The sequence below is a fragment of the Massilia sp. P1_C10 genome (assembly GCF_056406475.1).
Genome location: NZ_JBFUAC010000001.1, coordinates 72,496 through 93,464 on the forward strand (window position 1 = coordinate 72,496; position 20,969 = coordinate 93,464).

Below are 20,969 nucleotides of genomic sequence, written 5' to 3' on the forward strand. Positions count from 1 at the left end.
CGGTTACGGTTGCGGTCCGGCGCTGCCGAGCTGGAAGCCGGGCACCGGGATGTCTTTCAGGCACGCGGCCTGCACCGGGGCGTCCGGACGGTCGAGGAATTCGCGCAGCAGGCGCGGCGCGCAGCCCAGCGGCGAGATGCCGTGGCCGGCGTTGGCCACCACCAGGTGCTGGGCATGGGCGATCGCCTTCGCGGCGGCCTCGGCGCGGCGCGGCGGCGTGACCGGATCGAGCGCGCCCGACAGCATCAAGGTCGGCGCGGTGATTTGCGTCGGCGCGGCCAGCGGCACCGGCGGCACATTGATCGCGCGGCACAGCGCGGGGAGGCGCGCGGCCATCGGCGCGCTCAGGGCGGCTTCGCTTGCGTCGGCGGCGCGCAGTTCCGGTGTCAGCCGCGGCAGGTCCTCGGCGCAAATAACGGCCAGGTGCAGCACCATCGAGGTGGCGCCGTCGGCCGAGAAATCGGCGGCGACGTTGCGGCGCGCCATGAACGGTTCCCAGCGTCCCTGCGCGGCGCTGTGGATCAGGAACGGCAGGCGCCGGCTGTCGGCGGGCGAATACAGGATGCTGTGGACGGTGGCGAGAAAGCGCGAGCTGGTCATCGGCAGCCTGAGCGGCGCGGCGGTGCGCGGATCGGCGATCTCCACCTTCACGCCGCCGGCGGCCACCTTGGCGGCCAGCGCGGTGAATTCGGCGCGCGCGTTGGGGAAGGCGCGCGCGCAGCCCGGCTCCGCGGCGCACTGGCGGAACAGGGCGTCGAGCGCGGCCTGGCTGTCCCTGCCGCCGGCCGGGATCACCTGGTCGGGCGCGGCGACGCCGTCGAGCACCAGCGAGCGCACCTGCGCCGGGTAGGCGCGCGCGTACGCCTGGGCCAGCCGGGTGCCGTAGGAGCCGCCCCAGAGGTTGACTTTGGCGTAGCCGAGCGCCTGGCGCACCTGTTCGATGTCGCGCGTGGCGCTGGCGGTGCCGTAGGCGGCGTAGTTGGCTTTCAGGCGGCCGATGCAGGCGACCACTTCGGCTTCCAGTTGCTCCTCGGTCATCGCTTCCTGGGCCGGCGTGCTTTCGCAATCGAGCTTGCCGGACAGTCCGGTGCCGCGCTGGTCGATGAAGACGATGTCGCGGGTCGCGCGGGTGCGGCGAAAGGTGGTGTTGAGCAGTTGCAGCACGTCGGAGCCGGCCTGGCCGGGGCCGCCGGCGAGCACGAACAGCGGGTCGGGGCGGGCCGACTCGCGGAACGCCGGCGCGACGGTCACGTGCAGCTTGAGTTTGGCGCCGGCCGGGTTGGCGTAGTCGAGCGCGACCGGCAGGGTGACGCAGCGCAGCGGCTCTTCGGCGCCGGGCAGGTGGCAGGTTCGGGTCGGTGCGGCGGCGAGGCTTGCCGCCGGCAGCAGCGCCAGGGCGGTCAGGGCGGCGCCTAGGCAGGGGCGAAATTTCACGGGGTCTCCCATCGGTGTATCAGTCCATAGTAAATTCGCACTGTTGCCTCGGTCAACCGATAGTTTCAGTTTTGAATCATGCCTTGCGGCAATGCCATGGATGGTGCGACAGGAGCGGCGCGAATGCGACAGCCGGGAGCGCTGCGGGTTGACCGGAGGGCGTGACTATGCGATGATAGCCGGCTTTCCGTTTGCTCAGGAAAGACAATAAGGCAGAGTCCGCGAGTGGCATGAGCGGAACCACCATTTGAGCGATTTTTTGAATTAGGAAGTCAACATGAAAACTTTTTCCGCTAAAGGACATGAAGTCCAGCGCGATTGGTTGGTGATTGACGCGACGGACTTGGTCCTCGGACGTGTTGCCAGCGAAGTGGCACTCCGACTGCGCGGCAAACACAAGCCAGAATTTACTCCGCACGTCGACACCGGCGACTTTATCGTCGTCATCAACGCAGGCAAACTGCGCGTCACCGGCACCAAGGCCACTGAGAAGACGTACTACCGTCACTCGGGCTATCCGGGCGGCATCTACGAGACCAACTTCAAGAAAATGCAAGAGCGTTTTCCAGGTCGCGCGCTCGAGAAAGCGGTCAAGGGCATGCTGCCTAAGGGCCCGCTCGGCTACGCCATGATCAAGAAGCTCAAAGTGTATGCGGAAGGTTCCCATCCGCACGCGGCCCAGCAACCTCAAGCACTCGTGCTGTTCAAGTAAGGAGCTGACATGATCGGTAACTACAATTACGGCACCGGCCGTCGCAAGAGTGCAGTCGCTCGCGTGTTCATCAAAGTTGGCACTGGCCAAATCATCGTCAACGGCAAGCCAGCGGCGGATTACTTCTCGCGCGAAACCGGCCTGATGGTCATTCGCCAGCCGCTGGAACTGACCGGCAACGTCGAGCGTTTTGACATCAAAGTCAACGTGCACGGCGGCGGCGAGTCGGGCCAGGCAGGTGCAGTACGCCACGGCATCACCCGCGCCCTGATCGACTACGACGCAACGCTGAAGGGCGATCTGGCACGTGCCGGCTTCGTGACCCGCGATGCCCGTGAAGTCGAGCGTAAAAAAGTTGGTCTGCGCAAAGCACGTCGCGCAAAGCAATTCTCGAAGCGTTAATTCGCCTCACGGCGGCGCTGCGGCGCCGCTCGCAAAAAACCGCCACTTGCTGGCGGTTTTTTTTCGTCCGGCCCAGCTCGCACCTGAGTCAAACCCCGCGGGGTCTGACCCGTTTATTATTCGCCTGCCACAGGCCATTTTCCTGAAAAATACGGGTCTGACCCCGGCGGTGCGGCGGTGAACAACAACACCTGGGTCGGACTGCGTGGGGGCAGATCCAAAGCCTGCAACTGATGGGGTCAGACCCGTTGGTTATTCGCCGGAAGCGGTCATTCCCTTGAAAATAAACGGGTCTGACCCCGGCGGGGCTTCCGGGCGCGCGGATTTTGGCAGGCTGTTAAAATTGCACCTTGCTCGTTGCATTACCTTATTTATTTATCCTCGAAGGAACAGACATGATCAAAGTTGGCATCGTTGGCGGCACCGGATACACAGGCGTGGAATTGCTGCGATTGCTGGCCGTCCATCCCGACGTGAAGCTGACCGCCATTACGTCGCGCAAGGAAGATGGCTTGCCGGTCGCCGACATGTTCCCGTCGCTGCGCGGCCACGTCGACCTGGCATTCTCGGCCCCCGACAAAGTCGACCTGACCCAGTGCGACGTGGTGTTCTTCGCCACCCCGCACGGCGTGGCCATGGCGCAGGCGCCCGCGCTGCTCGCCGCCGGCGTCAAGGTCATCGACCTGGCCGCCGACTTCCGCCTGAAGGACCAGGCGTCCTTCGAGAAGTGGTACAAGATTGCGCACACCGCGCCGGAACTGCTGGAGCAGGCCGTCTACGGCTTGCCCGAACTGAACCGCGACGCCATCAAGTCGGCCAGGCTGATCGCCAATCCGGGCTGCTACCCGACTACCATGCAGCTGGGCTTCTATCCGCTGCTCAAGGCCGGCCTGATCGATGCGACCCACCTGATCGCCGACGCCAAGTCGGGCGTGTCCGGCGCCGGCCGCAAAGCCGAGATCGGCACGCTGTTCTCGGAGTCGAGCGACAACTTCAAGGCCTACGGCGTGTCCGGCCACCGCCACACGCCGGAAACCTCGGCCCAGCTGCAGCGCTTCACCGACCAGAAAGTCGGCCTGACCTTCACCCCGCACCTGGTGCCGATGATCCGCGGCATGCATTCGACCTTGTACGCGCGCCTGACCAAGGACGTATCCAACGAGGAGCTGCAGGCGCTGTTCGAGACGCAATACAAGGACGACTACTTCGTCGACGTGATGCCGTTCGGCTCGCACCCGGAGACCCGCTCCACCCGCGGCGCCAACATGCTGCGCCTGGCCGTGCATCGTCCGGAAGGCGGCGACACCGTCATCATCCTGGTCGTGCAGGACAACCTGGTCAAGGGCGCATCCGGCCAAGCGGTGCAGTGCATGAACCTGATGTTCGGCCTGCCCGAGACCACCGGCCTGCAGCAGATCGCGCTGCTGCCATAATTCGTAGGCCATTCGGAAATACCCTCGCGGCAACGATCTAGATCAAAGTGGCGCGTGTTGGGCGCGGTAAATTGATTAATGTCTGATCGATTTGCAATTGGACATCACCGCGGGGGCAACCATCATGTTCGGTCGTAACGCGAAAAGCGAAATTGATAGCCTGATCGGCATTTCCGCCCGCATCGAGGGCAATCTCTGTTTTACCGGCGGCCTGCGGATCGACGGCGAGGTGCTGGGCAACGTGATCTCGGCCGAGGGCCCGGATCACCTGCTGATCGTCTCGGAGCACGCGCGCATCGAAGGCGAGGTGCGCTGCGCCAACCTGGTGGTCAACGGCTTCATTGCCGGCCCCGTCCATGCGTCCGAGCTACTTGAATTGCAGCCGAAAGGCCGCATCTTCGGTGATGTCCATTATAAATTGCTCGAGATGCATGGCGGCGCCACCGTCACCGGCACCCTGACCCACGAACAGGTGGGCGAGCCGGTGTTTCATTTGGCCGCCGTGCCGGATGTATCTGAAGCGTGAGTTGCGTCAACAGTCTATAATGGCTCCAATCGTATCCAAGTAGGAGTCCCCCATGAATGCAGTAGCCGAAATGCAAGACGTTATGCCATCGCCGATCATTTTCACCGACAGCGCCGCGCAAAAAGTCGCGCAGCTGATCGAGGAAGAGGGCAATCCCGACCTGAAACTGCGCGTGTTCGTGCAGGGCGGCGGCTGCTCGGGCTTTCAGTACGGCTTCACGTTCGACGAAATCGTCAACGAAGACGACACCACGATGGTCAAGAACGGCGTCCAGCTGCTGATCGATTCGATGAGCTACCAGTACCTGGTCGGCGCCGAGATCGATTACAAGGACGACCTCGAGGGCGCCCAGTTCGTCATCAAGAATCCGACCGCGACCTCGACTTGCGGCTGCGGATCGTCGTTCTCGGTGTAAGCCGATTGCGCCGGCCCACGCCGGCGCGTTTCAATCACGCGGGGTAGAGCGCGCCCAGGATCCTGGCGCCTTTGGCCCCCGTCACAGCGGGCAGGTTGCCCGCTTTGCGTTGGTGGAAGCGGTACGCCAGCCATGCGAACGCCAGCGCTTCGACCCGGTTCGGCGGCACGCCCAGCGCCGCGGTCGATTCCACCGGCACAGTGCCTCCCAGTTCGTCAGCCAGCGCGCGCATCAGCGTGCCGTTGTAGGCGCCGCCGCCGCACACATATACCGCATCGACCTGATCGGTCGCGCCTTCGATCGCGCGCGCGATGCTGACGGCCGTCAGCTGCGTCAGCGTCGCCTGCACGTCGGCCGGCGCCAGGCCGGGGCAGCGCGCCAGCACGGCGTCGAGCCAGTCCATGTGGAACAGGTCGCGGCCGGTGCTCTTCGGCGCCGGCAGCGCGAAGTAGGGCTCGTCCAGCAGCGCCGCCAGCAGGTGCACGTCGACCTTGCCGCTTGCCGCCCAGGCGCCGTCGGCGTCGTACTCCTTGCCCAGGTGGCGCGCGATCCAGCCGTCCATCAGCACGTTGCCGGGGCCGGTGTCGTAGCCGGTGACCTCGCCGTCGGCCGGCAGCACGCTGATGTTGCAGATGCCGCCGATGTTGACCACCACGCGCGTGCGGCCCGGCGCGCCGAATACGGCGGAGTGATAGGCCGGCACCAGCGGCGCGCCTTGGCCGCCGGCCGCCACGTCGCGGCTGCGGAAGTCGGCGATGACGTCGATGCCGGTCAGTTCGGCCAGCAGTGAGGCGTTGATGGTCTGGCGCGTGAAGCCCAGTTCGGGACGGTGGCGGATGGTCTGGCCGTGCGCGGCGATCGCCTGCACCGGTCCCGTCGCGTGCGCCAGCAGCTCGGCCACGCAGGCGGCGTAGCGCTCGGCGATGCGGTTGCCGGCGATCGCTTCGCGTTCGATCTCGTTGACGCCGGACGCCTGCAGCGCCATCAGGTCGGCGCGCAATTCGGCGGAGAAGGGGACGAAGGCGGCGCCGAGGGTGCGGATCGCGCCGTCGTCCGAGAAATCGGCGAGGACGGCGTCCACGCCGTCGAGGCTGGTGCCGGACATCATGCCGATGTAGAGCGAAGAAATATTGGTCATCGTGTGTGATTCTACATAAATGAGGATCACGCGCCGCATCCCAAAGGCTGGGGTCAGGTCCGGCGGACCTGACCCCTTTTTTTGTCGCCGCCGCGTGGATCTGCAGCCAAAAAAAATGGGCGGGAAAGCATTTCGCTTTTCCCGCCCATTCGATTATAGAGCTTAGCGTGCCGCCAGCGCAGTCCCCGCCGCGCCCGGACGCAGCAGCGCGAAGCGGTGGCTCATGTCGGCCGCGGCCATCTTGAAGTGGGCCAGTTCGCCCGCCGTCAGCGGCGCTTGCGCAATCACGTTGACCTTGGCCGGATCTTGCGCTTCGTTCGCGACGCGGAATTCGTAGTGCAGGTGGGCGCCGGTCGACCAGCCGGTCGAGCCGACATAACCGATGACGTCACCCTGACGTACCTTGCTGCCCTTGCGGAAGCCCGGCGCGAAACGGCTCATGTGCGCATATGCGGTGCTGTAGTTGGCCCAGTGCTTGATGACGACCATGTTGCCGTAGCCGCCGGACACGCCGGCGAAGTCGATCACGCCGTCGCCCGACGCGCGGATCGGGGTGCCCAGCGCGGCGGCGAAGTCGATGCCCTTGTGCGCTTTCCAGTTGCCCGAAATTGGGTGCACGCGCATCGAGAAGCCCGACGAAATCCGCGAGAACTCCAGCGGCGACTTGAGGAAGGACTTCTTCAGCGCCTTGCCGTCCAGCGTGTAGTAACCGCCGCCCGATTTGGTGGCCGGATCTTCGAACCACACCGACTGATAGGTCACGCCGCGGTTGACGAATTCGCCCGCCAGGATGCGGCCGGTTTTCACCATCTCGCCGTCCTGCCAGAAGGTTTCGTAGACGACGTTGAAATGGTCGCCGCGCTTCAGGTCGGAACGGAAGTCGATCGAGGTCGAGAACATCTCGATGATCTGTGCCACGATGGTGTCGGGCAGCTTGCCGCCGTCGGCCGACGAGTCGGTCGCCGAGTACAGCGAATTGGTGATGGTGCGGGCGCGCATTTCCACGCGGCGCTCCAGCTTGGGCGCCGCTTCCGTCGCGACCAGCTTGTTGTCCTGGCGGGTGATCGAAATGGTTTTCACCGGCACGTCCTGGGCGTCGACCACGGTCGCGCGCAGCCACTGCAGCTGGCCGTTGTCGTCGGTCTTGGCCTGCACGCGCTTGCCGGTCTTGAGCTGCATCACGCCCTTGGCGACCTTGTCGCTCTTGATGAAGGCGAAGGCAGCCTGGTCGTCCACGCCGAGGCGCGACAGCAGCGAGGCGAGCGAATCGCCGGCGCGCACACGCTCTTCGTGGATGAATTGCTGGGGTTCTTTATCGAGCGCAGCGATCTGTTCCGCCAGGTTTGGCAGTTCCAGATCTTGCGCGATGGATTTGACTGGGAGGTCGGAGGCATCGGGGGCGAGCGGCGCGACGCCGGCGGCTCCGAATGCGCAGACTGCGAGAAACACTGCGCCGGCGCTGATGATGCGCACCTTTCGCGTCGTTCCTAGCAGGCCGGTCCAGCTTTTGCCTGAGTTTTGTTGGGTAGGGTTCATGCAATCAGTTAAAATTTGCCGCTGAACTTCCAGACGAAGATTACATTTTCTTGTTGTTATTGCGTATTCTTTTCATTGGGCAACGTTAATAGGATCGGGCATTATAGCAAACTCCCGAGACCGGACCTTCTTTTTTTCTTTCTGTTGATAAAGTATTCATGACCTCTTCCGCACCATCCAAGAACACCGCCGCCGCGCCGGCCGTCGCCCCGCTGCCGCTCACGGACGCCGTGCGGGAGGCGCTCGCCATCACCAAGCGCGGCGTCGACGAACTGCTGATCGAGTCCGAATTCGCCCAGAAACTGGCGCGCTCGGAACAGACCGGCAAGCCGCTGCGCATCAAGCTCGGCCTCGACCCGACCGCGCCGGACCTGCACCTGGGCCACACCGTGGTGCTCAACAAGATGCGCCAGCTGCAAAACCTGGGCCACCAGGTGATCTTCCTGATCGGCGACTTCACCTCGATGATCGGCGACCCGTCCGGCCGCAACATCACGCGTCCGCCGCTCACCCGCGAGCAGATTGAAGTCAACGCGATGACGTACTTCAAGCAGGCGTCGCTGGTGCTCGACGCCGGCCGCACGGAAATCCGCTACAACTCCGAGTGGTCCGATCCGCTCGGCGCGCGCGGCATGATCGAACTGTCGTCGCGTTACACCGTGGCACGGATGATGGAGCGCGACGATTTCACCAAGCGCTACAAGAGTGGGACACCGATCTCTGTCCATGAGTTCCTTTATCCTTTGATGCAAGGCTACGATTCGGTCGCTTTGAAGGCAGACCTTGAGCTAGGTGGAACAGACCAGAAATTTAATTTGTTGGTGGGAAGAGAGCTGCAGAAAGATTACGGCCAGGAGCAGCAGTGCATCTTGACCATGCCGCTGCTCGAGGGCCTGGACGGCGTCGAGAAGATGTCGAAATCCAAAAACAACTACATCGGCATCACCGAGCCGGCCAACACCATGTTCGGCAAGCTGATGAGCATCTCGGACACCATGATGTGGCGCTACTTCGAACTGCTGTCGTTCCGCTCGATCGCCGACCTGGCCGAGCTGAAGGCGCGCATCGACGGCGGCGCGAACCCGCGCGACGCCAAGGTGGCACTGGCGCAGGAAATCGTCACGCGCTTCCATTCGGCCCAGGCGGCCGAGGATGCGCTGGCCGACTTCGTCAACCGCTCCAAGGGCGGGATTCCGGACGACGTACCGGAGCTGGCGCTGGCCGGCGCCCCGGTCGGGCTGCCGCAGCTGCTCAAGCAGGCCGGCCTGTGCGCCTCGACCTCCGAGGCGATGCGCATGGTCGACCAGGGCGGCGTGCGGATCGACGGCGCGGTGGTCAGCGACAAGGCCTTGAAACTGGACGCCGGCACCTTCGTGCTGCAGGTCGGCAAGCGCAAGTTCGCCCGCGTGACGCTGTCCGCATGATCGCCCTGCTGCAGCGGGTCAGCCACGCCAGCGTGGTGGTCGACGGCGCGCAGGTGGGCGCCATCGACGCCGGCCTGATGGTGCTGGTGTGCGCCGAAAAGGGCGACACCGAGAAGGAAGCCGACGCGCTGCTGGCCAAACTGCTGGCCTACCGCGTGTTCGGCGACGCCGCCGGCAAGATGAACCTCAGCGTCACCGACACCGGCGGCGGCCTGCTGCTGGTGCCGCAGTTCACCCTCGCGGCCGACACGAATTCGGGCACGCGGCCGTCGTTTTCGCCGGCAGCCGGTCCGCAGGAAGGGCTGCGCCTGTTCGACCATTTTGTGCGCCGGGCGCGCGCCAGCCATGCTACGGTAGCCACGGGCCAGTTTGGAGCGGACATGAAAGTCTCGCTGACCAACGATGGCCCGGTCACTTTCTGGCTGCAAGTCGCTCCGGCGGCGCGCGCGGGCTGAACCTGCACGCATCTTCCGCTGTCTTACACGGGGAGGCTGCGATGAGACTGTGGAGTGATTCGTTCACCGAGGGCGGGGTCATCCCGCCCGAATGCGCGTTCGCGCTGATCGATCCCGCGTCGCACCTGCGCCTCTCGCGCAACCGCAATCCGCACCTGGCCTGGGACGAGGTTCCCGCCGGCACCCGGTCGCTGGCGCTGTTCTGCCGCGACGTCGATGCGCCCCTGTCCGGCGCCGACGTCAACCAGGAGGGCAGGGTGGTGCCCGCGGAACGCGCGCGCGGCGACTTTTATCACTGGACGCTGGTCGACATCCCGGTTGCGCTCGCGTCGCTGGCGGAGGGGAAGTTTTCCGACGTGGTCACGCCGCACGGAAAAACCGGGCCGCTGCTGCCGTTCGCCATCAGGAACGGGATCGGGCACCCGTTGCGCCAGGGCGTCAACGACTACACCGGCTGGTTTGCCCACGATCCCGGCATGGCCGGCGAATACTACGGCTACGATGGGCCTTGCCCGCCGTGGAACGACCTGCGCCTGCACGCCTACCTGTTCTGCCTGTACGCGCTCGACATTGCGCGCCTGCCGCTGGAGGGGCGGTTCACGGGCCCGGAAGCGCGCGAGGCGATCCAGGGCCACATTCTCGACGAAGCACAAGTGTTCGGCGTGTACTCGCTGAATCCGGAGGTCGCCGAAGCGCTGGCCAGGTGACTGTCGTTTCCGCCACTGGCGAAAACGACTTCGTGCGAAGGCAGGAACCCATACTGAGCATATTCAGCATGGGTTCCTGCCTTCGCAGGAACGACAACCTTGGGGCGCTGGTATCATGTCGCCCATGTCTTCCACCCAGCTCATCCTGATCCGCCACGGCGAAACCGCCTGGAACGCCGAACGCCGCCTGCAAGGCCACATCGACATCGGCCTCAACGGCGAGGGGCAGCGCCAGGCCGATGCGCTGGCCGCCGCGCTGGCCGGCGAGCGCCTCGACGCCGTCATCGCCAGCGACCTGCAGCGCGCGCTGCAGACCGCGCAAGCCGTCGCCGGCGGCCGCGGCCTGCCAGTCCACCAGGATGCCGCGCTGCGCGAGCGCTGCTACGGCGGCTTCGAGGGCTTGCTGTACGCCGAGATCGAACAGCGCTTCCCGAGCGAGTTCGCGGCATGGCAGGCGCGCGACGTCGACGCCCTGATGCCGCACGGCGCGCGCCAGGCCGAAAGCTTCCGCCAGTTCTACGCGCGCTCGGTCGGCGCGATCCTGTCCTGGGCAGCCCTGCATCCGGGCCAGGCGATCGCCATCGTCGCCCATGGCGGCGTGCTCGAATGCGCCTACCGCGCCGCGCTCGGCCTGCCGCTCGAAACCCCGCGCAATTTCCCCGTGCTCAACGCCAGCATCAACCGCTTCGAGGTCGCCGGCGGCGCACTGCGCCTGCAAAGCTGGGGCGAGACCACCCACCTGGCGCCGCGCGCGCTCGACGAATTATCCTGACTGTAACAAATTAGTGCTTATTATTTGAGCAGCCATCGGGTAAAATGGCTGGCTCTGTAACCGTTTCCAATTTCACTACCGTGCAAATCGGCCCCCACCTCCTGCGTAACAATGTGTTCGTCGCCCCGATGGCGGGCGTCACGGATCGCCCGTTCCGCCAGCTGTGCAAGCAGCTGGGCGCCGGCTACGCCGTGTCGGAGATGGCGGCGTCGAATCCGCGCCTGTGGGCGACCGAGAAAAGCTCGCGCCGCACCGACCACGCCGGCGAGATGGAGCCGAAGGCGGTGCAGATCGCCGGCGCCGATCCGCAGGACCTGGCCGATTGCGCCAAATTCAACGTCGAGCGCGGCGCCCAGATCATCGACATCAACATGGGCTGCCCGGTCAAGAAAGTCTGCAACAGCTGGTGCGGCTCGGCCCTGCTGCAGCACGAAGACCTGGTCGCCAGGATACTGGACGCCGTGGTCGGCGCGGTTGACGTGCCCGTCACGCTGAAATTCCGCACCGGCTGGGACCGCGAGAACAGGAATGCGCTGCGCATCGCGCGCATCGCCGAACAGGCCGGCATCCAGATGCTGACCCTGCACGGCCGCACCCGCGCCGACGGTTACTCCGGCGAGGCCGAATACGACACCATCGCCGCGGTCAAGGCCGCCGTGAAGATTCCGGTGGTGGCCAACGGCGACATCACCACGCCGGAAAAGGCGCGCGACGTGCTGGCCTTCACCGGCGCCGACGCGGTGATGATCGGCCGCGCCGCGCAAGGCCGGCCGTGGATCTGCCGCGAGATCGACCATTTCCTGCGCACCGGCGAGCATCTGCCGGCGCCTCTGGTCGAGGAAGTGCGCGGCCTGATGCACGAGCACCTCGAGGCGCATTACGCGTTCTACGGCGAGTTTCTCGGCGTGCGCACGGCGCGCAAGCACATCGGCTGGTATGTACGCGAGCTCGACGGCGGCGAGGAATTCCGGCGCCGTATGAACCTGCTCGAATCGACGGCGCAGCAGCTGGCCGCGCTCGACCAGTTCTTCGAAATGCAGGGCAGTCTCGGCGAGCGGTTACAATACCGGCCCGCCAGCGTGGTCGAGGAGGCCATGGCCGCGTGAAAAACGGCGGGAGTTAAAAGAAGAAATTATGGGACGAACGCTGCCCCAAGAGCAGCGGCGACAACACTAATCAGTGCGGGATGAAGTAGAAAATGAGCAAAGAAAGTATCCAGGAAGTTGTCCAGAAGAGTCTTGAAGAGTACTTCAACGACCTGGGCGAACAGCAGGCATCGAATATCTACGACATGGTCGTGCTGACCGTCGAGAAACCCATCCTCGAGGTGGTGATGCTGCGCGCGGACGGCAACCAGTCGCACGCGGCGCAGATGCTGGGCATCAATCGCAATACCTTGCGCAAGAAGCTGCAAGAGCACGGACTGCTGTAAACCTGCCGGCGCCGGGTGGTGGCGCGGTCCGCGCGCGCCACGCCGCGCCGGACCGCATGACCGAATTTCCACCATCAACGGGCCACCCCATGATCAAACAAGCTCTCATCTCCGTTTCCGACAAGACCGGCGTGCTGGATTTTGCGCGCGCGCTTTCCGCCATGGGCGTCAACATCCTGTCCACCGGCGGCACCGCGAAACTGCTGGCCGACAACGGCGTGCCGGTCACCGAAGTGGCCGACTACACGGGCTTCCCGGAAATGCTGGACGGCCGCGTCAAGACCCTGCATCCGAAGGTGCACGGCGGCATCCTGGCGCGCCGCGATTTTCCCGAGCACGTCGCCAAGCTGCAGGAGCACGCGATCCCGACCATCGACATGGTGGTGGTGAACCTGTACCCGTTCCAGCAGACCGTGGCCAAGGCCGACTGCTCGCTGGAGGACGCGATCGAAAACATCGACATCGGCGGCCCGACCATGCTGCGCTCGGCGGCCAAGAACCACCGCGACGTGGTGGTGGTGTGCGATCCGGCCGACTACGGCGTCGTGCTGGCGGAGATGAAGGGCACGGGCGGCGGCGCCGGCGCGGTCGGCTACGACACCAAGTTCATGCTGGCGAAAAAAGTGTTCGCCCACACCGCGCAGTACGACGGCGCGATCACCAACTACCTGACCAGCCTGGGCGCCGACAAGGCCCACGCGACGCGCGCGGCTTATCCGCAGACGCTCAACATTACGGTCGAGAAAATCCAGGACATGCGCTACGGCGAGAACCCGCACCAGTCGGCCGCGTTCTACCGCGACCTGGCGCCGGTGGCCGGCTCGCTGGCCGCCTACAAGCAGCTGCAGGGCAAGGAACTGTCGTACAACAACATCGCCGACGCCGACGCCGCGTGGGAATGCGTCAAGACGCTGGGCGGCGAAGGCGCGGCCGGCTGCGTGATCGTCAAGCACGCCAATCCCTGCGGCGTGGCGATCGGCGCCGACGCGCACGAAGCGTACGTGCGTGCGCTGCAGACTGATCCGACCTCGGCCTTCGGCGGCATCATCGCCTTCAACGTGCCGGTGGACGCCAGGACGGCCGAGCAAGTCGCCAAGCTGTTCGTCGAAGTGCTGATCGCGCCGGCCTTCACGCCGGAAGCGCTGCAGATCATGTCGGCCAAGCAGAACGTGCGCCTGCTGGAAATCCCGCTGGGCGAAGGCAGCAACGCCTTCGACGTCAAGCGCGTCGGCGGCGGGCTGCTGGTGCAGGCGCCGGATTTCAAGAACGTCGGCCTGGGCGACGTGCGCGTGGTCAGCAAGAAGCAGCCGACCCAGCAGCAGTTGCAGGACCTGATGTTCGCCTGGCGCGTGGCCAAGTTCGTCAAATCGAACGCGATCGTATTCTGCGCCAACGGCATGACCCTGGGCGTGGGCGCGGGCCAGATGAGCCGCATCGACTCGGCGCGCATTGCCTCGATCAAGGCGCAGAACGCCGGCCTGTCGCTGGCCGGTTCCGCGGTGGCGTCGGACGCCTTCTTCCCGTTCCGCGACGGCCTCGACGTGGTGGTCGATGCGGGCGCGAGCTGCGTGATCCACCCGGGCGGCTCGATGCGCGACCAGGAAGTGATCGACGCGGCCGACGAGCGCGGCGTGGTGATGCTCTACACCGGCACCCGCCACTTCCGCCACTGATCCCCGCGGGATCCCCGCGGGGTCAGACCCGTTTGTTTGACGGCCTTTTCGCTTTTCGCCAAACGAAAAGCGGGTCTGACCCCGGTGTTTTTTGTGAGCGCGACGGCGTCACGCTGTAGACGGGCATCCGCCGCTTCCGGCATTAATCCGACAGGGTCAGACCCGTTCTTTTGACGGTTTTTTGGTTTTTCGCAAAACGAAAAGCGGGTCTGACCCCGGTGGGGTGAATGATGCGAGATTGCGCATAATGCTGTGTTTTTACACAGTATTTCCCCACGGACCGTGCCAGCCGGTATAACATGCTGGCATGATTATTCTTGGCATCGACCCCGGCCTGCGCACCACCGGCTTTGGGGTGATCGAAAAGCAGGGCAACAAGCTGCGCTACATCGCTTCCGGCACCATCCAGACCGGCGGCGAGGGCGCGCTGCCGCCGCGCCTGAAGATCATCTTCGGCGGCATCGCCGAAATCGTCCGCACCTACCAGCCCGACTGCGCGGCCATCGAAAAAGTGTTCGTCAACGTGAATCCGCAATCGACCCTGCTGCTGGGCCAGGCGCGCGGCGCGGCGATCACCGCGCTGGTCGGCGCCGACCTCGACGTGGCCGAATACAGCCCGACCCAGATCAAACAGGCCGTGGTCGGCACCGGCAAGGCGGTCAAGGAGCAGGTGCAGGACATGGTGGCGCGCCTGCTGGTGCTGCCCGGCCTGCCAGGCAGCGACGCGGCCGACGCGCTCGGCGTCGCCATCTGCCACGCCAACAGTTACGACGCGCTGGCGCTGATCGGCGCGCTGGCGCCGGCATTGAACGGGCTGCGCATGAAGCGCGGCCGGCTCGTCTGATTAATTCTCTCGAAGGCTCTCGATGATCGGTCGCATTTCCGGAATCCTGCTCGAAAAAAATCCCCCGCAGTTGCTGGTCGATTGCCAGGGCGTCGGCTACGAAGTCGACGTGCCGATGAGCACTTACTACAACCTGCCGCCGCTGGGCGAGAAGGTGGTGCTGTTCACCCACCAGGCGATCCGCGAGGACGCGCACCTGCTGTTCGGCTTCGGCAACGCCGAGGAGCGCGCCGTGTTCCGCCAGCTGATCAAGATCACCGGCGTCGGCGCGCGCACCGCGCTCGGCATCCTGTCGGGCATGTCGATCGCCGACTTGGCCCAGGCCGTCACCTTGCAGGAAGCGGGGCGCCTGGTGAAGGTGCCCGGCATCGGCAAGAAAACCGCCGAGCGCCTGCTGCTCGAACTGAAGGGCAAGCTGGGCGCGGACATCGGCGCCGCCGGGGGCGCGGTGCAGCACGATTCGAAGTCCGATATCCTCAACGCGCTGCTGGCGTTGGGGTATTCTGACAAGGAAGCGCTGGCCGCGATCAAGAACATGCCGGCCGGCGCCAGTGTCTCCGATGGCATCAAGTACGCGCTGAAAGCGCTGTCGAAAGCGTAAAGCATGAGTATCCAGACCGACGACTTCAGCGAGCAGCGCATCATCGCGGCCACGCCGGCCTCGCCCAACGAGGAGGCGATCGAACGCGCGCTGCGCCCCAAGCAGCTCGACGAATACGTCGGCCAGGAAAAGATCCGCAGCCAGCTCGAAATCTTCATTTCGGCCGCGCGCAAGCGCAAAGAAGCGCTCGACCACACCTTGCTGTTCGGCCCTCCCGGCCTGGGCAAGACCACGCTGGCGCACATCATCGCGCGCGAGATGGGCGTGAACCTGCGCCAGACGTCCGGGCCGGTGCTCGAACGCCCGGGCGACCTGGCCGCGATCCTCACCAATCTCGAGGCCAACGACGTGCTGTTCATCGACGAGATCCACCGCCTGTCACCGGTGGTCGAGGAGATCCTGTACCCGGCGCTGGAGGACTACCAGATCGACCTGATGATCGGCGAAGGGCCGGCGGCGCGCTCGGTGAAGATCGACCTGCAGCCGTTCACGCTGGTCGGCGCCACCACGCGCGCCGGCATGCTGACCAATCCGCTGCGCGACCGCTTCGGCATCGTCGCGCGGCTCGAGTTCTACAACGCCCAGGAACTGGCGCGCATCGTCACGCGCAGCGCCTCGCTGCTGGGCGCGCCGATCGTCGACGACGGCGCCCGCGAGATCGCCCTGCGCGCGCGCGGCACCCCGCGCATCGCCAACCGCCTGCTGCGCCGCGTGCGCGACTACGCCGAAGTGAAGGGCACCGGCGAGATCACCAAGGCGATGGCCGATGCGGCGCTGGCGATGCTCGACGTCGACGCGGTCGGCTTCGACGTGATGGACCGGAAGTTATTGGAAGCGGTGCTGTTCAAGTTCGGCGGCGGACCGGTCGGCGTGGGAAACCTGGCCGCGGCGATCGGCGAAGAGAGCGACACCATTGAGGATGTGCTCGAGCCTTACCTGATCCAGCAAGGCTATCTGCAGCGCACCCCGCGCGGTCGGATTGCGACGGCGCTGGCCTACGCGCACTTCGGCGTGGCGCCGCCGCGCACCAGCCTGACGGGCGATCTGTGGGACAGGGTGCCAGACTAGGCGGCGATGTCGTTGACGACGGTCGCTGCCGGATCGCGCGGGCGCAGCGCACGGTATTTGCGGCTCTTGCGGCCCGGGTAGACGAAGCCGAGGAACAGCAGCAGCGCGCAGCTGAACAGCGGCGCGACGACCCAAATGTCGTCCGGCAGTTCGTCGCGGGTCAGCACGGCGATGCTGCCGAGCATGGGGAAGGCGAGCAGCAGCGCGGCCAGGATGCGGGTGCGCATCGAGCGCTTCATGTGGTTGCCCGCGACGCCGACCAGCAGGAAGCCGGAGGCGCACAGGGCGATGACGGTGCAGCCCAGCAGCACAGCGGTGAAATCGCTGGGCCGTTGCGGCGTTTCCGGCAACAGAAAAAATGGGGCTCCCGCCACGATCAGGCTACCGATCAGGAACGAAAAACACCGAATAAGGATCATAGCGGCTTCAAGGCCAATGCCTTGCTCCATCAAACAAGGGGTTGCACCCAGTCTAGTGCAGTTGACCAAAGATAACACAGACCCCGAAATTTTTCCTAAATGCAAGGATGCTTGCGGCAATTCGGCCACATTTCACATTTACACCAGACATTAATTGAACGATAGCATGATGCAAATTTTTGTGGATGGCGACGCCTGCCCAATCGTGTGCAAGGAAATCCTGTACCGGGTGGCCGAGCGCCTGCAGCTGAACCTGGTCCTGGTGGCCAACCAGTTGCTGCGGGTGCCGGGCTCGCGCTTCATCCGCGCCGTGCAGGTGCCGGGCGGGATGGACGTGGCCGACCAGGAGATCGTGCGGCTGGTTTCCAAGGGCGACCTGGTGGTGACGGCCGATATTCCGCTGGCCAGCCAGGTGCTGGAGAAGGGCGGCTTCGCGCTCAATCCGCGCGGCGATTTTTACACCAGCGACAATATCGCCCAGCTGCTGACGATGCGGGCGTTCATGGAAGAATTGCGCAGCGGCGGCGTCGACACCGGCGGCCCGGCGCCGTATGGCAACGCCGACCGCCAGAATTTCGCCAACCAGCTCGATCGCCACTTGGCGCGCTATGCGAAATAGAAAAAAGGGGTCGGGTCCGGCGGACCCGACCCCAGGTGTTGGGCTGCGCTCTCACGAGAAAACCTACTCCTGACGCACCCACACCTGCGAGCGTCCCAGCATCGGAATCCCGATATAGCCGCGCACATCGAGCTTTTTGCCGCCCTCGATCAAAGTCAGCTTGCTCTTGTAGACCTTGCCGTTGTCCGGATCGAGGATCTGGCCGCCGGTGTACTCATCGCCCGCCTTTTTCAGCCCCGACATAAACTGCATGCCGACGATCGGCTGGTCCTTGTTGACGCCTTCGCAGCGCTCGCATTTCGGATTCTGGTCCTGGTCGGCCGGGCGGTACAGCTTCTCGATCCGGCCTTCCAGCTCCCCTTTGTTCTCGCTGATGCGGATTAACGCCTTCGGCTTCCCGCTGACGTCGTCGATATTCTTCCACAGTCCGACCGGCGACGCATCGTTGGCCCAGGCGGCGGGAAGGGACAGCGCGGCGGCAGCTGCAATAGCGAAGGGCAGGACACGCATCATCGTTCTCCGGTAGGGGATCAGGTAGCGGACAGCTTGGCGAACTGCTCGCGCAGCTTGGCGATCGTCGCGGAGAAGTTCACCAGGCGCTCGTTTTCCTGCGCCACCACGGCCGCCGGCGCGCGCGCCACGAAGCTCTCGTTGCCCAGCTTGCCGTTGACCTTGGCGATTTCCGCGTCGATCCGCGCGATCTCCTTCGACAGGCGCTCGCGCTCGGCGGCGACGTCGATCTCGACCTTGAGCATCAGCTTCGTGGTGCCGACGATCGACACCGCGGCCGGCGACTCCGGCAGCGCATCGACGATCTGCACTTCCGACAGCTTGCCCAGCGACTGCACGTACGGCGCGAACGCGGCCAGCTGCGCCTTGGCGCCGGCGTCGCCCGGCTCGACGATCAGCGGCACCCGCACCGACGGCGAAATCTGCATCTCGCCGCGCAGGTTGCGCGTCGCGTCGACCATCTGCTTGAGCTGCGCCATCCAGCTTTCGGCGGCTTCGTCGATCAGCGCCGGATTGGCGATCGGGTACGGCTGCACCATGATCGAATCGCCGCCGGCGGCGAGCGTCTTGCCGGCCAGCGGCGCGACGGTCTGCCACAGCGCTTCGGTGACGAACGGGATGATCGGATGGGCCATGCGCAGCACCACTTCGAGCACGCGCAGCAGCGTGTTGCGCGTGGCCTTCTGCTGGCCTTCGGTGCCATGCTGGACCTGCACCTTCGCCACTTCCAGGTACCAGTCGCAGTACTCGTCCCACACGAACTTGTAGATGGTCGCGGCGATGTTGTCGAAGCGGTAGTCCTCGAAGCCCTTGGCGACATCCTGCTCGGCGCGCTGCATCATCGAGATGATCCAGCGGTCGGCCTGCGACAGGTCGGCGTCGCTGGCGCCGCAGTCGTGGCCTTCGGTGTTCATCAGCACGAAGCGGGTCGCGTTCCACATCTTGTTGCAAAAGTTGCGGTAGCCTTCGGCGCGGCCCAGGTCGAAGTTGATCGAGCGGCCCAGCGAGGCGTAGCTGGCCATCGTGAAGCGCACCGCGTCGGTGCCGTAAGCCGCGATCCCGCTCGGGAACTCCTTGCGCGTGGCCTTCTCGATCTTGGCCGCGTCCTTCGGGTTCATCAAGCCGGTGGTGCGCTTGGCGACCAGGGTCTCGAGGTCGATGCCGTCGATCAGGTCGATCGGGTCGAGCGTGTTGCCCTTTGACTTGGACATCTTCTGGCCCTGGGCGTCTCGCACCAGGCCGTGCACGTACACGGTCTCGAACGGCACCTGGCCGGTGAAGTGGGTGGTCATCATTACCATCCGCGCGACCCAGAAGAAGATGATGTCGAAGCCGGTCACCAGCACCGACGACGGCAAGAACATCTTCATGTCCGGCGTCTGTTCGGGCCAGCCCATGGTCGAAAACGGCACCAGCGCCGACGAGAACCAGGTATCCAAAACGTCGTCGTCGCGGCGCAGCGCGCCCGTGATGCCGGCGGCCTTGGCCTTTTCCTGCGCTTCCTCTTCGGAGCGCGCGACGATGATGTTGCCGGCGTCGTCGTACCACGCCGGGATGCGGTGGCCCCACCACAGCTGGCGCGACACGCACCAGTCCTGGATGTTGGCCAGCCACTGGTTGTAGGTGGTGCTCCAGTTTTCAGGGACGAACTTGATCTCGCCGTCGGCCACCTTTTCGAGCGCGACTTCGGCGATCGATTTGCCCGGGAAGTGCGTGCCTTCCGGCGCCGGCTTGCTCATGGCGACGAACCACTGGTCGGTCAGCATCGGCTCGATCACGACGCCGGTGCGGTCGCCGCGCGGCACTTGCAGCTTGTGCGGTTTGACTTCCTGCAGCAGGCCGGCAGCATCGAGGTCGGCGACGATCTGCTTGCGCGCGGCGAAGCGGTCCATGCCGCGGTAGGCTTGCGGGGCCTCGTCGCTGATCTTGGCGTCGAGCGTGAGCACGCAGATCATCGGCAGCTTGTTGCGCTGGCCGACCGCGTAGTCGTTGAAGTCGTGGGCCGGCGTGATCTTCACGCAGCCGGTGCCGAATTCCTTGTCGGCGTATTCGTCGGCGATCAGCGGGATCTCGCGCCCGGTCAGCGGCAGCTTGAGCATCTTGCCGACGTGCGCGGTGTAGCGCTCGTCGGTCGGATCGACCGCCACGGCGACGTCGCCGAGCAGCGTTTCAGGACGGGTGGTGGCGACGGTGACGTGGCCGCTGCCGTCGGCGAACGGATAGCGGATGTACCACATGAAGCCGTCTTCTTCTTCCTGCGCCACTTCCAGGTCGGACACCGCGGTGCCCAGCACCGGGTCCCAGTTGACCAGCCGCTTGCCGCGGTAGATCAGGCCCTGCTCGAACAGGCGCACGAACACTTCGGTGACCACTTTCGAGCGCGGCTCGTCCATCGTGAAGTACTCGCGCGCCCAGTCGGCCGAGGCGCCCAGGCGGCGCATCTGGCCGGTGATGATGTTGCCCGACTTTTCCTTCCACTCCCACACCTTCTCGATGAACTTGTCGCGCCCGAGGTCGTGGCGCGAGACTTTCTGCGCGTCGAGCTGGCGCTCCACCACGATCTGGGTCGCGATGCCGGCGTGGTCGGTGCCCGGGATCCAGGCGGTGTTGTAGCCGCGCATGCGGTAGTAGCGGGTCAGGCCATCCATGATGGTCTGGTTGAACGCGTGCCCCATGTGCAGCGTGCCGGTGACGTTCGGCGGCGGCAGCTGGATGCTGAAGCTTTGCTTGTCGGCGTCGGTGCTGGCGGCGAAGTAGCCGCGCTGCTCCCACTCGGTACGCCAGAACTGTTCAATGTCGGCTGGCTCGAAAGACTTGGCTAATTCCATGGTGTGCGCGTGTGTTTGTGG

At 65.1% G+C, this 20,969-nt stretch carries 22 protein-coding genes; 16 read left to right on the forward strand and 6 right to left on the reverse strand.

The features are described from left to right. Positions 1-3 precede the first annotated feature (3 nt). The gene (locus AC1D02_RS00365) at positions 4-1,434 is read right to left on the reverse strand and encodes an alpha/beta hydrolase (RefSeq protein WP_477312547.1); all 1,431 of its coding nucleotides are present in this window, start codon (positions 1,432-1,434) and stop codon (positions 4-6) included. Positions 1,435-1,711: 277 nt separating this feature from the next. Between AC1D02_RS00365 and rplM the strand changes: the two genes are divergently transcribed. The 5 genes from rplM (at position 1,712) to erpA (ending at position 4,922) form a co-directional block, all read left to right on the forward strand. Next, positions 1,712-2,146, forward strand: a complete 435-nt coding sequence (rplM, locus tag AC1D02_RS00370; RefSeq protein ID WP_477312549.1) for a 50S ribosomal protein L13 — start codon at positions 1,712-1,714, stop codon at positions 2,144-2,146. Positions 2,147-2,155: 9 nt separating this feature from the next. Further along, positions 2,156-2,548: a 30S ribosomal protein S9 gene (rpsI, locus tag AC1D02_RS00375; protein WP_477312551.1), complete on the forward strand. Its 393-nt coding sequence runs from the start codon at positions 2,156-2,158 to the stop codon at positions 2,546-2,548. Between the two features lie 395 nt (positions 2,549-2,943). After that, positions 2,944-3,981 carry an N-acetyl-gamma-glutamyl-phosphate reductase gene (gene argC, locus AC1D02_RS00380; protein ID WP_477312553.1) on the forward strand — a complete coding sequence of 346 codons (1,038 nt, stop codon included), beginning with the start codon at positions 2,944-2,946 and terminating at the stop codon, positions 3,979-3,981. Between the two features lie 124 nt (positions 3,982-4,105). Then, positions 4,106-4,507 (forward strand): bactofilin family protein, encoded by a 402-nt coding sequence (locus tag AC1D02_RS00385; protein WP_477313958.1) that lies wholly within the window; start codon positions 4,106-4,108, stop codon positions 4,505-4,507. A 52-nt stretch (positions 4,508-4,559) separates the two neighbouring features. Then, positions 4,560-4,922 carry an iron-sulfur cluster insertion protein ErpA gene (erpA, locus tag AC1D02_RS00390; RefSeq protein ID WP_477312555.1) on the forward strand — a complete coding sequence of 121 codons (363 nt, stop codon included), beginning with the start codon at positions 4,560-4,562 and terminating at the stop codon, positions 4,920-4,922. A 34-nt stretch (positions 4,923-4,956) separates the two neighbouring features. Here erpA and AC1D02_RS00395 read toward each other — a convergent pair whose 3' ends face one another. Beyond that, positions 4,957-6,060, reverse strand: a complete 1,104-nt coding sequence (locus AC1D02_RS00395) for an anhydro-N-acetylmuramic acid kinase (RefSeq protein ID WP_477312557.1) — start codon at positions 6,058-6,060, stop codon at positions 4,957-4,959. Positions 6,061-6,222: 162 nt separating this feature from the next. Continuing rightward, positions 6,223-7,596 carry a peptidoglycan DD-metalloendopeptidase family protein gene (locus AC1D02_RS00400; RefSeq protein ID WP_477312559.1) on the reverse strand — a complete coding sequence of 458 codons (1,374 nt, stop codon included), beginning with the start codon at positions 7,594-7,596 and terminating at the stop codon, positions 6,223-6,225. Positions 7,597-7,754: 158 nt separating this feature from the next. Between AC1D02_RS00400 and tyrS the strand changes: the two genes are divergently transcribed. The 10 genes from tyrS to ruvB all read left to right on the forward strand — a co-directional run bounded on the left by tyrS (position 7,755) and on the right by ruvB (position 16,572). Continuing rightward, positions 7,755-9,020: a tyrosine--tRNA ligase gene (tyrS, locus tag AC1D02_RS00405; protein WP_477312561.1), complete on the forward strand. Its 1,266-nt coding sequence runs from the start codon at positions 7,755-7,757 to the stop codon at positions 9,018-9,020. Beyond that, entirely contained in the window at positions 9,017-9,475 is a 459-nt protein-coding gene (dtd, locus tag AC1D02_RS00410; protein WP_477312563.1) for a D-aminoacyl-tRNA deacylase, read from the forward strand. Before tyrS ends, dtd begins: the two co-directional genes overlap by 4 nt. A 41-nt stretch (positions 9,476-9,516) precedes the next feature. Next, positions 9,517-10,182: a YbhB/YbcL family Raf kinase inhibitor-like protein gene (locus AC1D02_RS00415; RefSeq protein WP_477312565.1), complete on the forward strand. Its 666-nt coding sequence runs from the start codon at positions 9,517-9,519 to the stop codon at positions 10,180-10,182. A 124-nt stretch (positions 10,183-10,306) separates the two neighbouring features. After that, on the forward strand, positions 10,307-10,954 hold the full coding sequence (locus AC1D02_RS00420; RefSeq protein ID WP_477312567.1) for a histidine phosphatase family protein: 648 nt from the start codon (positions 10,307-10,309) through the stop codon (positions 10,952-10,954). An 80-nt stretch (positions 10,955-11,034) separates the two neighbouring features. Next, positions 11,035-12,060 carry a tRNA dihydrouridine synthase DusB gene (gene dusB, locus AC1D02_RS00425; protein WP_477312568.1) on the forward strand — a complete coding sequence of 342 codons (1,026 nt, stop codon included), beginning with the start codon at positions 11,035-11,037 and terminating at the stop codon, positions 12,058-12,060. A gap of 92 nt (positions 12,061-12,152) precedes the next feature. Then, on the forward strand, positions 12,153-12,386 hold the full coding sequence (locus AC1D02_RS00430; RefSeq protein WP_477312570.1) for a helix-turn-helix domain-containing protein: 234 nt from the start codon (positions 12,153-12,155) through the stop codon (positions 12,384-12,386). Positions 12,387-12,475: 89 nt separating this feature from the next. Then, positions 12,476-14,059 carry a bifunctional phosphoribosylaminoimidazolecarboxamide formyltransferase/IMP cyclohydrolase gene (gene purH / locus AC1D02_RS00435; RefSeq protein ID WP_477312572.1) on the forward strand — a complete coding sequence of 528 codons (1,584 nt, stop codon included), beginning with the start codon at positions 12,476-12,478 and terminating at the stop codon, positions 14,057-14,059. 307 nt (positions 14,060-14,366) lie between these two features. Beyond that, a complete protein-coding gene (gene ruvC, locus AC1D02_RS00440; protein WP_477312574.1) occupies positions 14,367-14,903 on the forward strand; it encodes a crossover junction endodeoxyribonuclease RuvC in 537 nt (178 codons plus the stop codon). 22 nt (positions 14,904-14,925) lie between these two features. Further along, positions 14,926-15,504 carry a Holliday junction branch migration protein RuvA gene (gene ruvA / locus AC1D02_RS00445; RefSeq protein ID WP_477312576.1) on the forward strand — a complete coding sequence of 193 codons (579 nt, stop codon included), beginning with the start codon at positions 14,926-14,928 and terminating at the stop codon, positions 15,502-15,504. A 3-nt stretch (positions 15,505-15,507) separates the two neighbouring features. After that, entirely contained in the window at positions 15,508-16,572 is a 1,065-nt protein-coding gene (gene ruvB / locus AC1D02_RS00450) for a Holliday junction branch migration DNA helicase RuvB (protein WP_477312578.1), read from the forward strand. On the opposite strand, the gene AC1D02_RS00455 is transcribed toward ruvB, so the two are convergent. Further along, on the reverse strand, positions 16,569-16,991 hold the full coding sequence (locus AC1D02_RS00455) for a hypothetical protein (protein ID WP_477312580.1): 423 nt from the start codon (positions 16,989-16,991) through the stop codon (positions 16,569-16,571). The two genes, ruvB and AC1D02_RS00455, sit on opposite strands and share 4 nt — an antisense overlap. A 169-nt stretch (positions 16,992-17,160) precedes the next feature. On the opposite strand from AC1D02_RS00455, the gene AC1D02_RS00460 reads away from it, so the two are divergent. After that, positions 17,161-17,610: a YaiI/YqxD family protein gene (locus AC1D02_RS00460; RefSeq protein WP_477313960.1), complete on the forward strand. Its 450-nt coding sequence runs from the start codon at positions 17,161-17,163 to the stop codon at positions 17,608-17,610. A gap of 63 nt (positions 17,611-17,673) precedes the next feature. On the opposite strand, the gene AC1D02_RS00465 is transcribed toward AC1D02_RS00460, so the two are convergent. Further along, positions 17,674-18,120: a DUF2147 domain-containing protein gene (locus tag AC1D02_RS00465; RefSeq protein WP_477313962.1), complete on the reverse strand. Its 447-nt coding sequence runs from the start codon at positions 18,118-18,120 to the stop codon at positions 17,674-17,676. 20 nt (positions 18,121-18,140) lie between these two features. After that, a complete protein-coding gene (locus tag AC1D02_RS00470; RefSeq protein ID WP_477312582.1) occupies positions 18,141-20,948 on the reverse strand; it encodes a valine--tRNA ligase in 2,808 nt (935 codons plus the stop codon). Positions 20,949-20,969 lie beyond the last annotated feature (21 nt).

Bases quoted from the DNA above. Each gene is read 5' to 3' on its own strand.
- rplM (WP_477312549.1), top strand. From the start codon at position 1,712: ATGAAAACTTTTTCCGCTAAAGGACATGAAGTCCAGCGCGATTGGTTG.
- rpsI (WP_477312551.1), top strand. From the start codon at position 2,156: ATGATCGGTAACTACAATTACGGCACCGGCCGTCGCAAGAGTGCAGTC.
- argC (WP_477312553.1), top strand. From the start codon at position 2,944: ATGATCAAAGTTGGCATCGTTGGCGGCACCGGATACACAGGCGTGGAA.
- AC1D02_RS00385 (WP_477313958.1), top strand. From the start codon at position 4,106: ATGTTCGGTCGTAACGCGAAAAGCGAAATTGATAGCCTGATCGGCATT.
- erpA (WP_477312555.1), top strand. From the start codon at position 4,560: ATGAATGCAGTAGCCGAAATGCAAGACGTTATGCCATCGCCGATCATT.
- AC1D02_RS00395 (WP_477312557.1), bottom strand. From the start codon at position 6,060: ATGACCAATATTTCTTCGCTCTACATCGGCATGATGTCCGGCACCAGC.
- AC1D02_RS00400 (WP_477312559.1), bottom strand. From the start codon at position 7,596: ATGAACCCTACCCAACAAAACTCAGGCAAAAGCTGGACCGGCCTGCTA.
- tyrS (WP_477312561.1), top strand. From the start codon at position 7,755: ATGACCTCTTCCGCACCATCCAAGAACACCGCCGCCGCGCCGGCCGTC.
- dtd (WP_477312563.1), top strand. From the start codon at position 9,017: ATGATCGCCCTGCTGCAGCGGGTCAGCCACGCCAGCGTGGTGGTCGAC.
- AC1D02_RS00415 (WP_477312565.1), top strand. From the start codon at position 9,517: ATGAGACTGTGGAGTGATTCGTTCACCGAGGGCGGGGTCATCCCGCCC.
- AC1D02_RS00420 (WP_477312567.1), top strand. From the start codon at position 10,307: ATGTCTTCCACCCAGCTCATCCTGATCCGCCACGGCGAAACCGCCTGG.
- AC1D02_RS00430 (WP_477312570.1), top strand. From the start codon at position 12,153: ATGAGCAAAGAAAGTATCCAGGAAGTTGTCCAGAAGAGTCTTGAAGAG.
- purH (WP_477312572.1), top strand. From the start codon at position 12,476: ATGATCAAACAAGCTCTCATCTCCGTTTCCGACAAGACCGGCGTGCTG.
- ruvC (WP_477312574.1), top strand. From the start codon at position 14,367: ATGATTATTCTTGGCATCGACCCCGGCCTGCGCACCACCGGCTTTGGG.
- ruvA (WP_477312576.1), top strand. From the start codon at position 14,926: ATGATCGGTCGCATTTCCGGAATCCTGCTCGAAAAAAATCCCCCGCAG.
- ruvB (WP_477312578.1), top strand. From the start codon at position 15,508: ATGAGTATCCAGACCGACGACTTCAGCGAGCAGCGCATCATCGCGGCC.
- AC1D02_RS00455 (WP_477312580.1), bottom strand. From the start codon at position 16,991: ATGATCCTTATTCGGTGTTTTTCGTTCCTGATCGGTAGCCTGATCGTG.
- AC1D02_RS00460 (WP_477313960.1), top strand. From the start codon at position 17,161: ATGCAAATTTTTGTGGATGGCGACGCCTGCCCAATCGTGTGCAAGGAA.
- AC1D02_RS00465 (WP_477313962.1), bottom strand. From the start codon at position 18,120: ATGCGTGTCCTGCCCTTCGCTATTGCAGCTGCCGCCGCGCTGTCCCTT.
- AC1D02_RS00470 (WP_477312582.1), bottom strand. From the start codon at position 20,948: ATGGAATTAGCCAAGTCTTTCGAGCCAGCCGACATTGAACAGTTCTGG.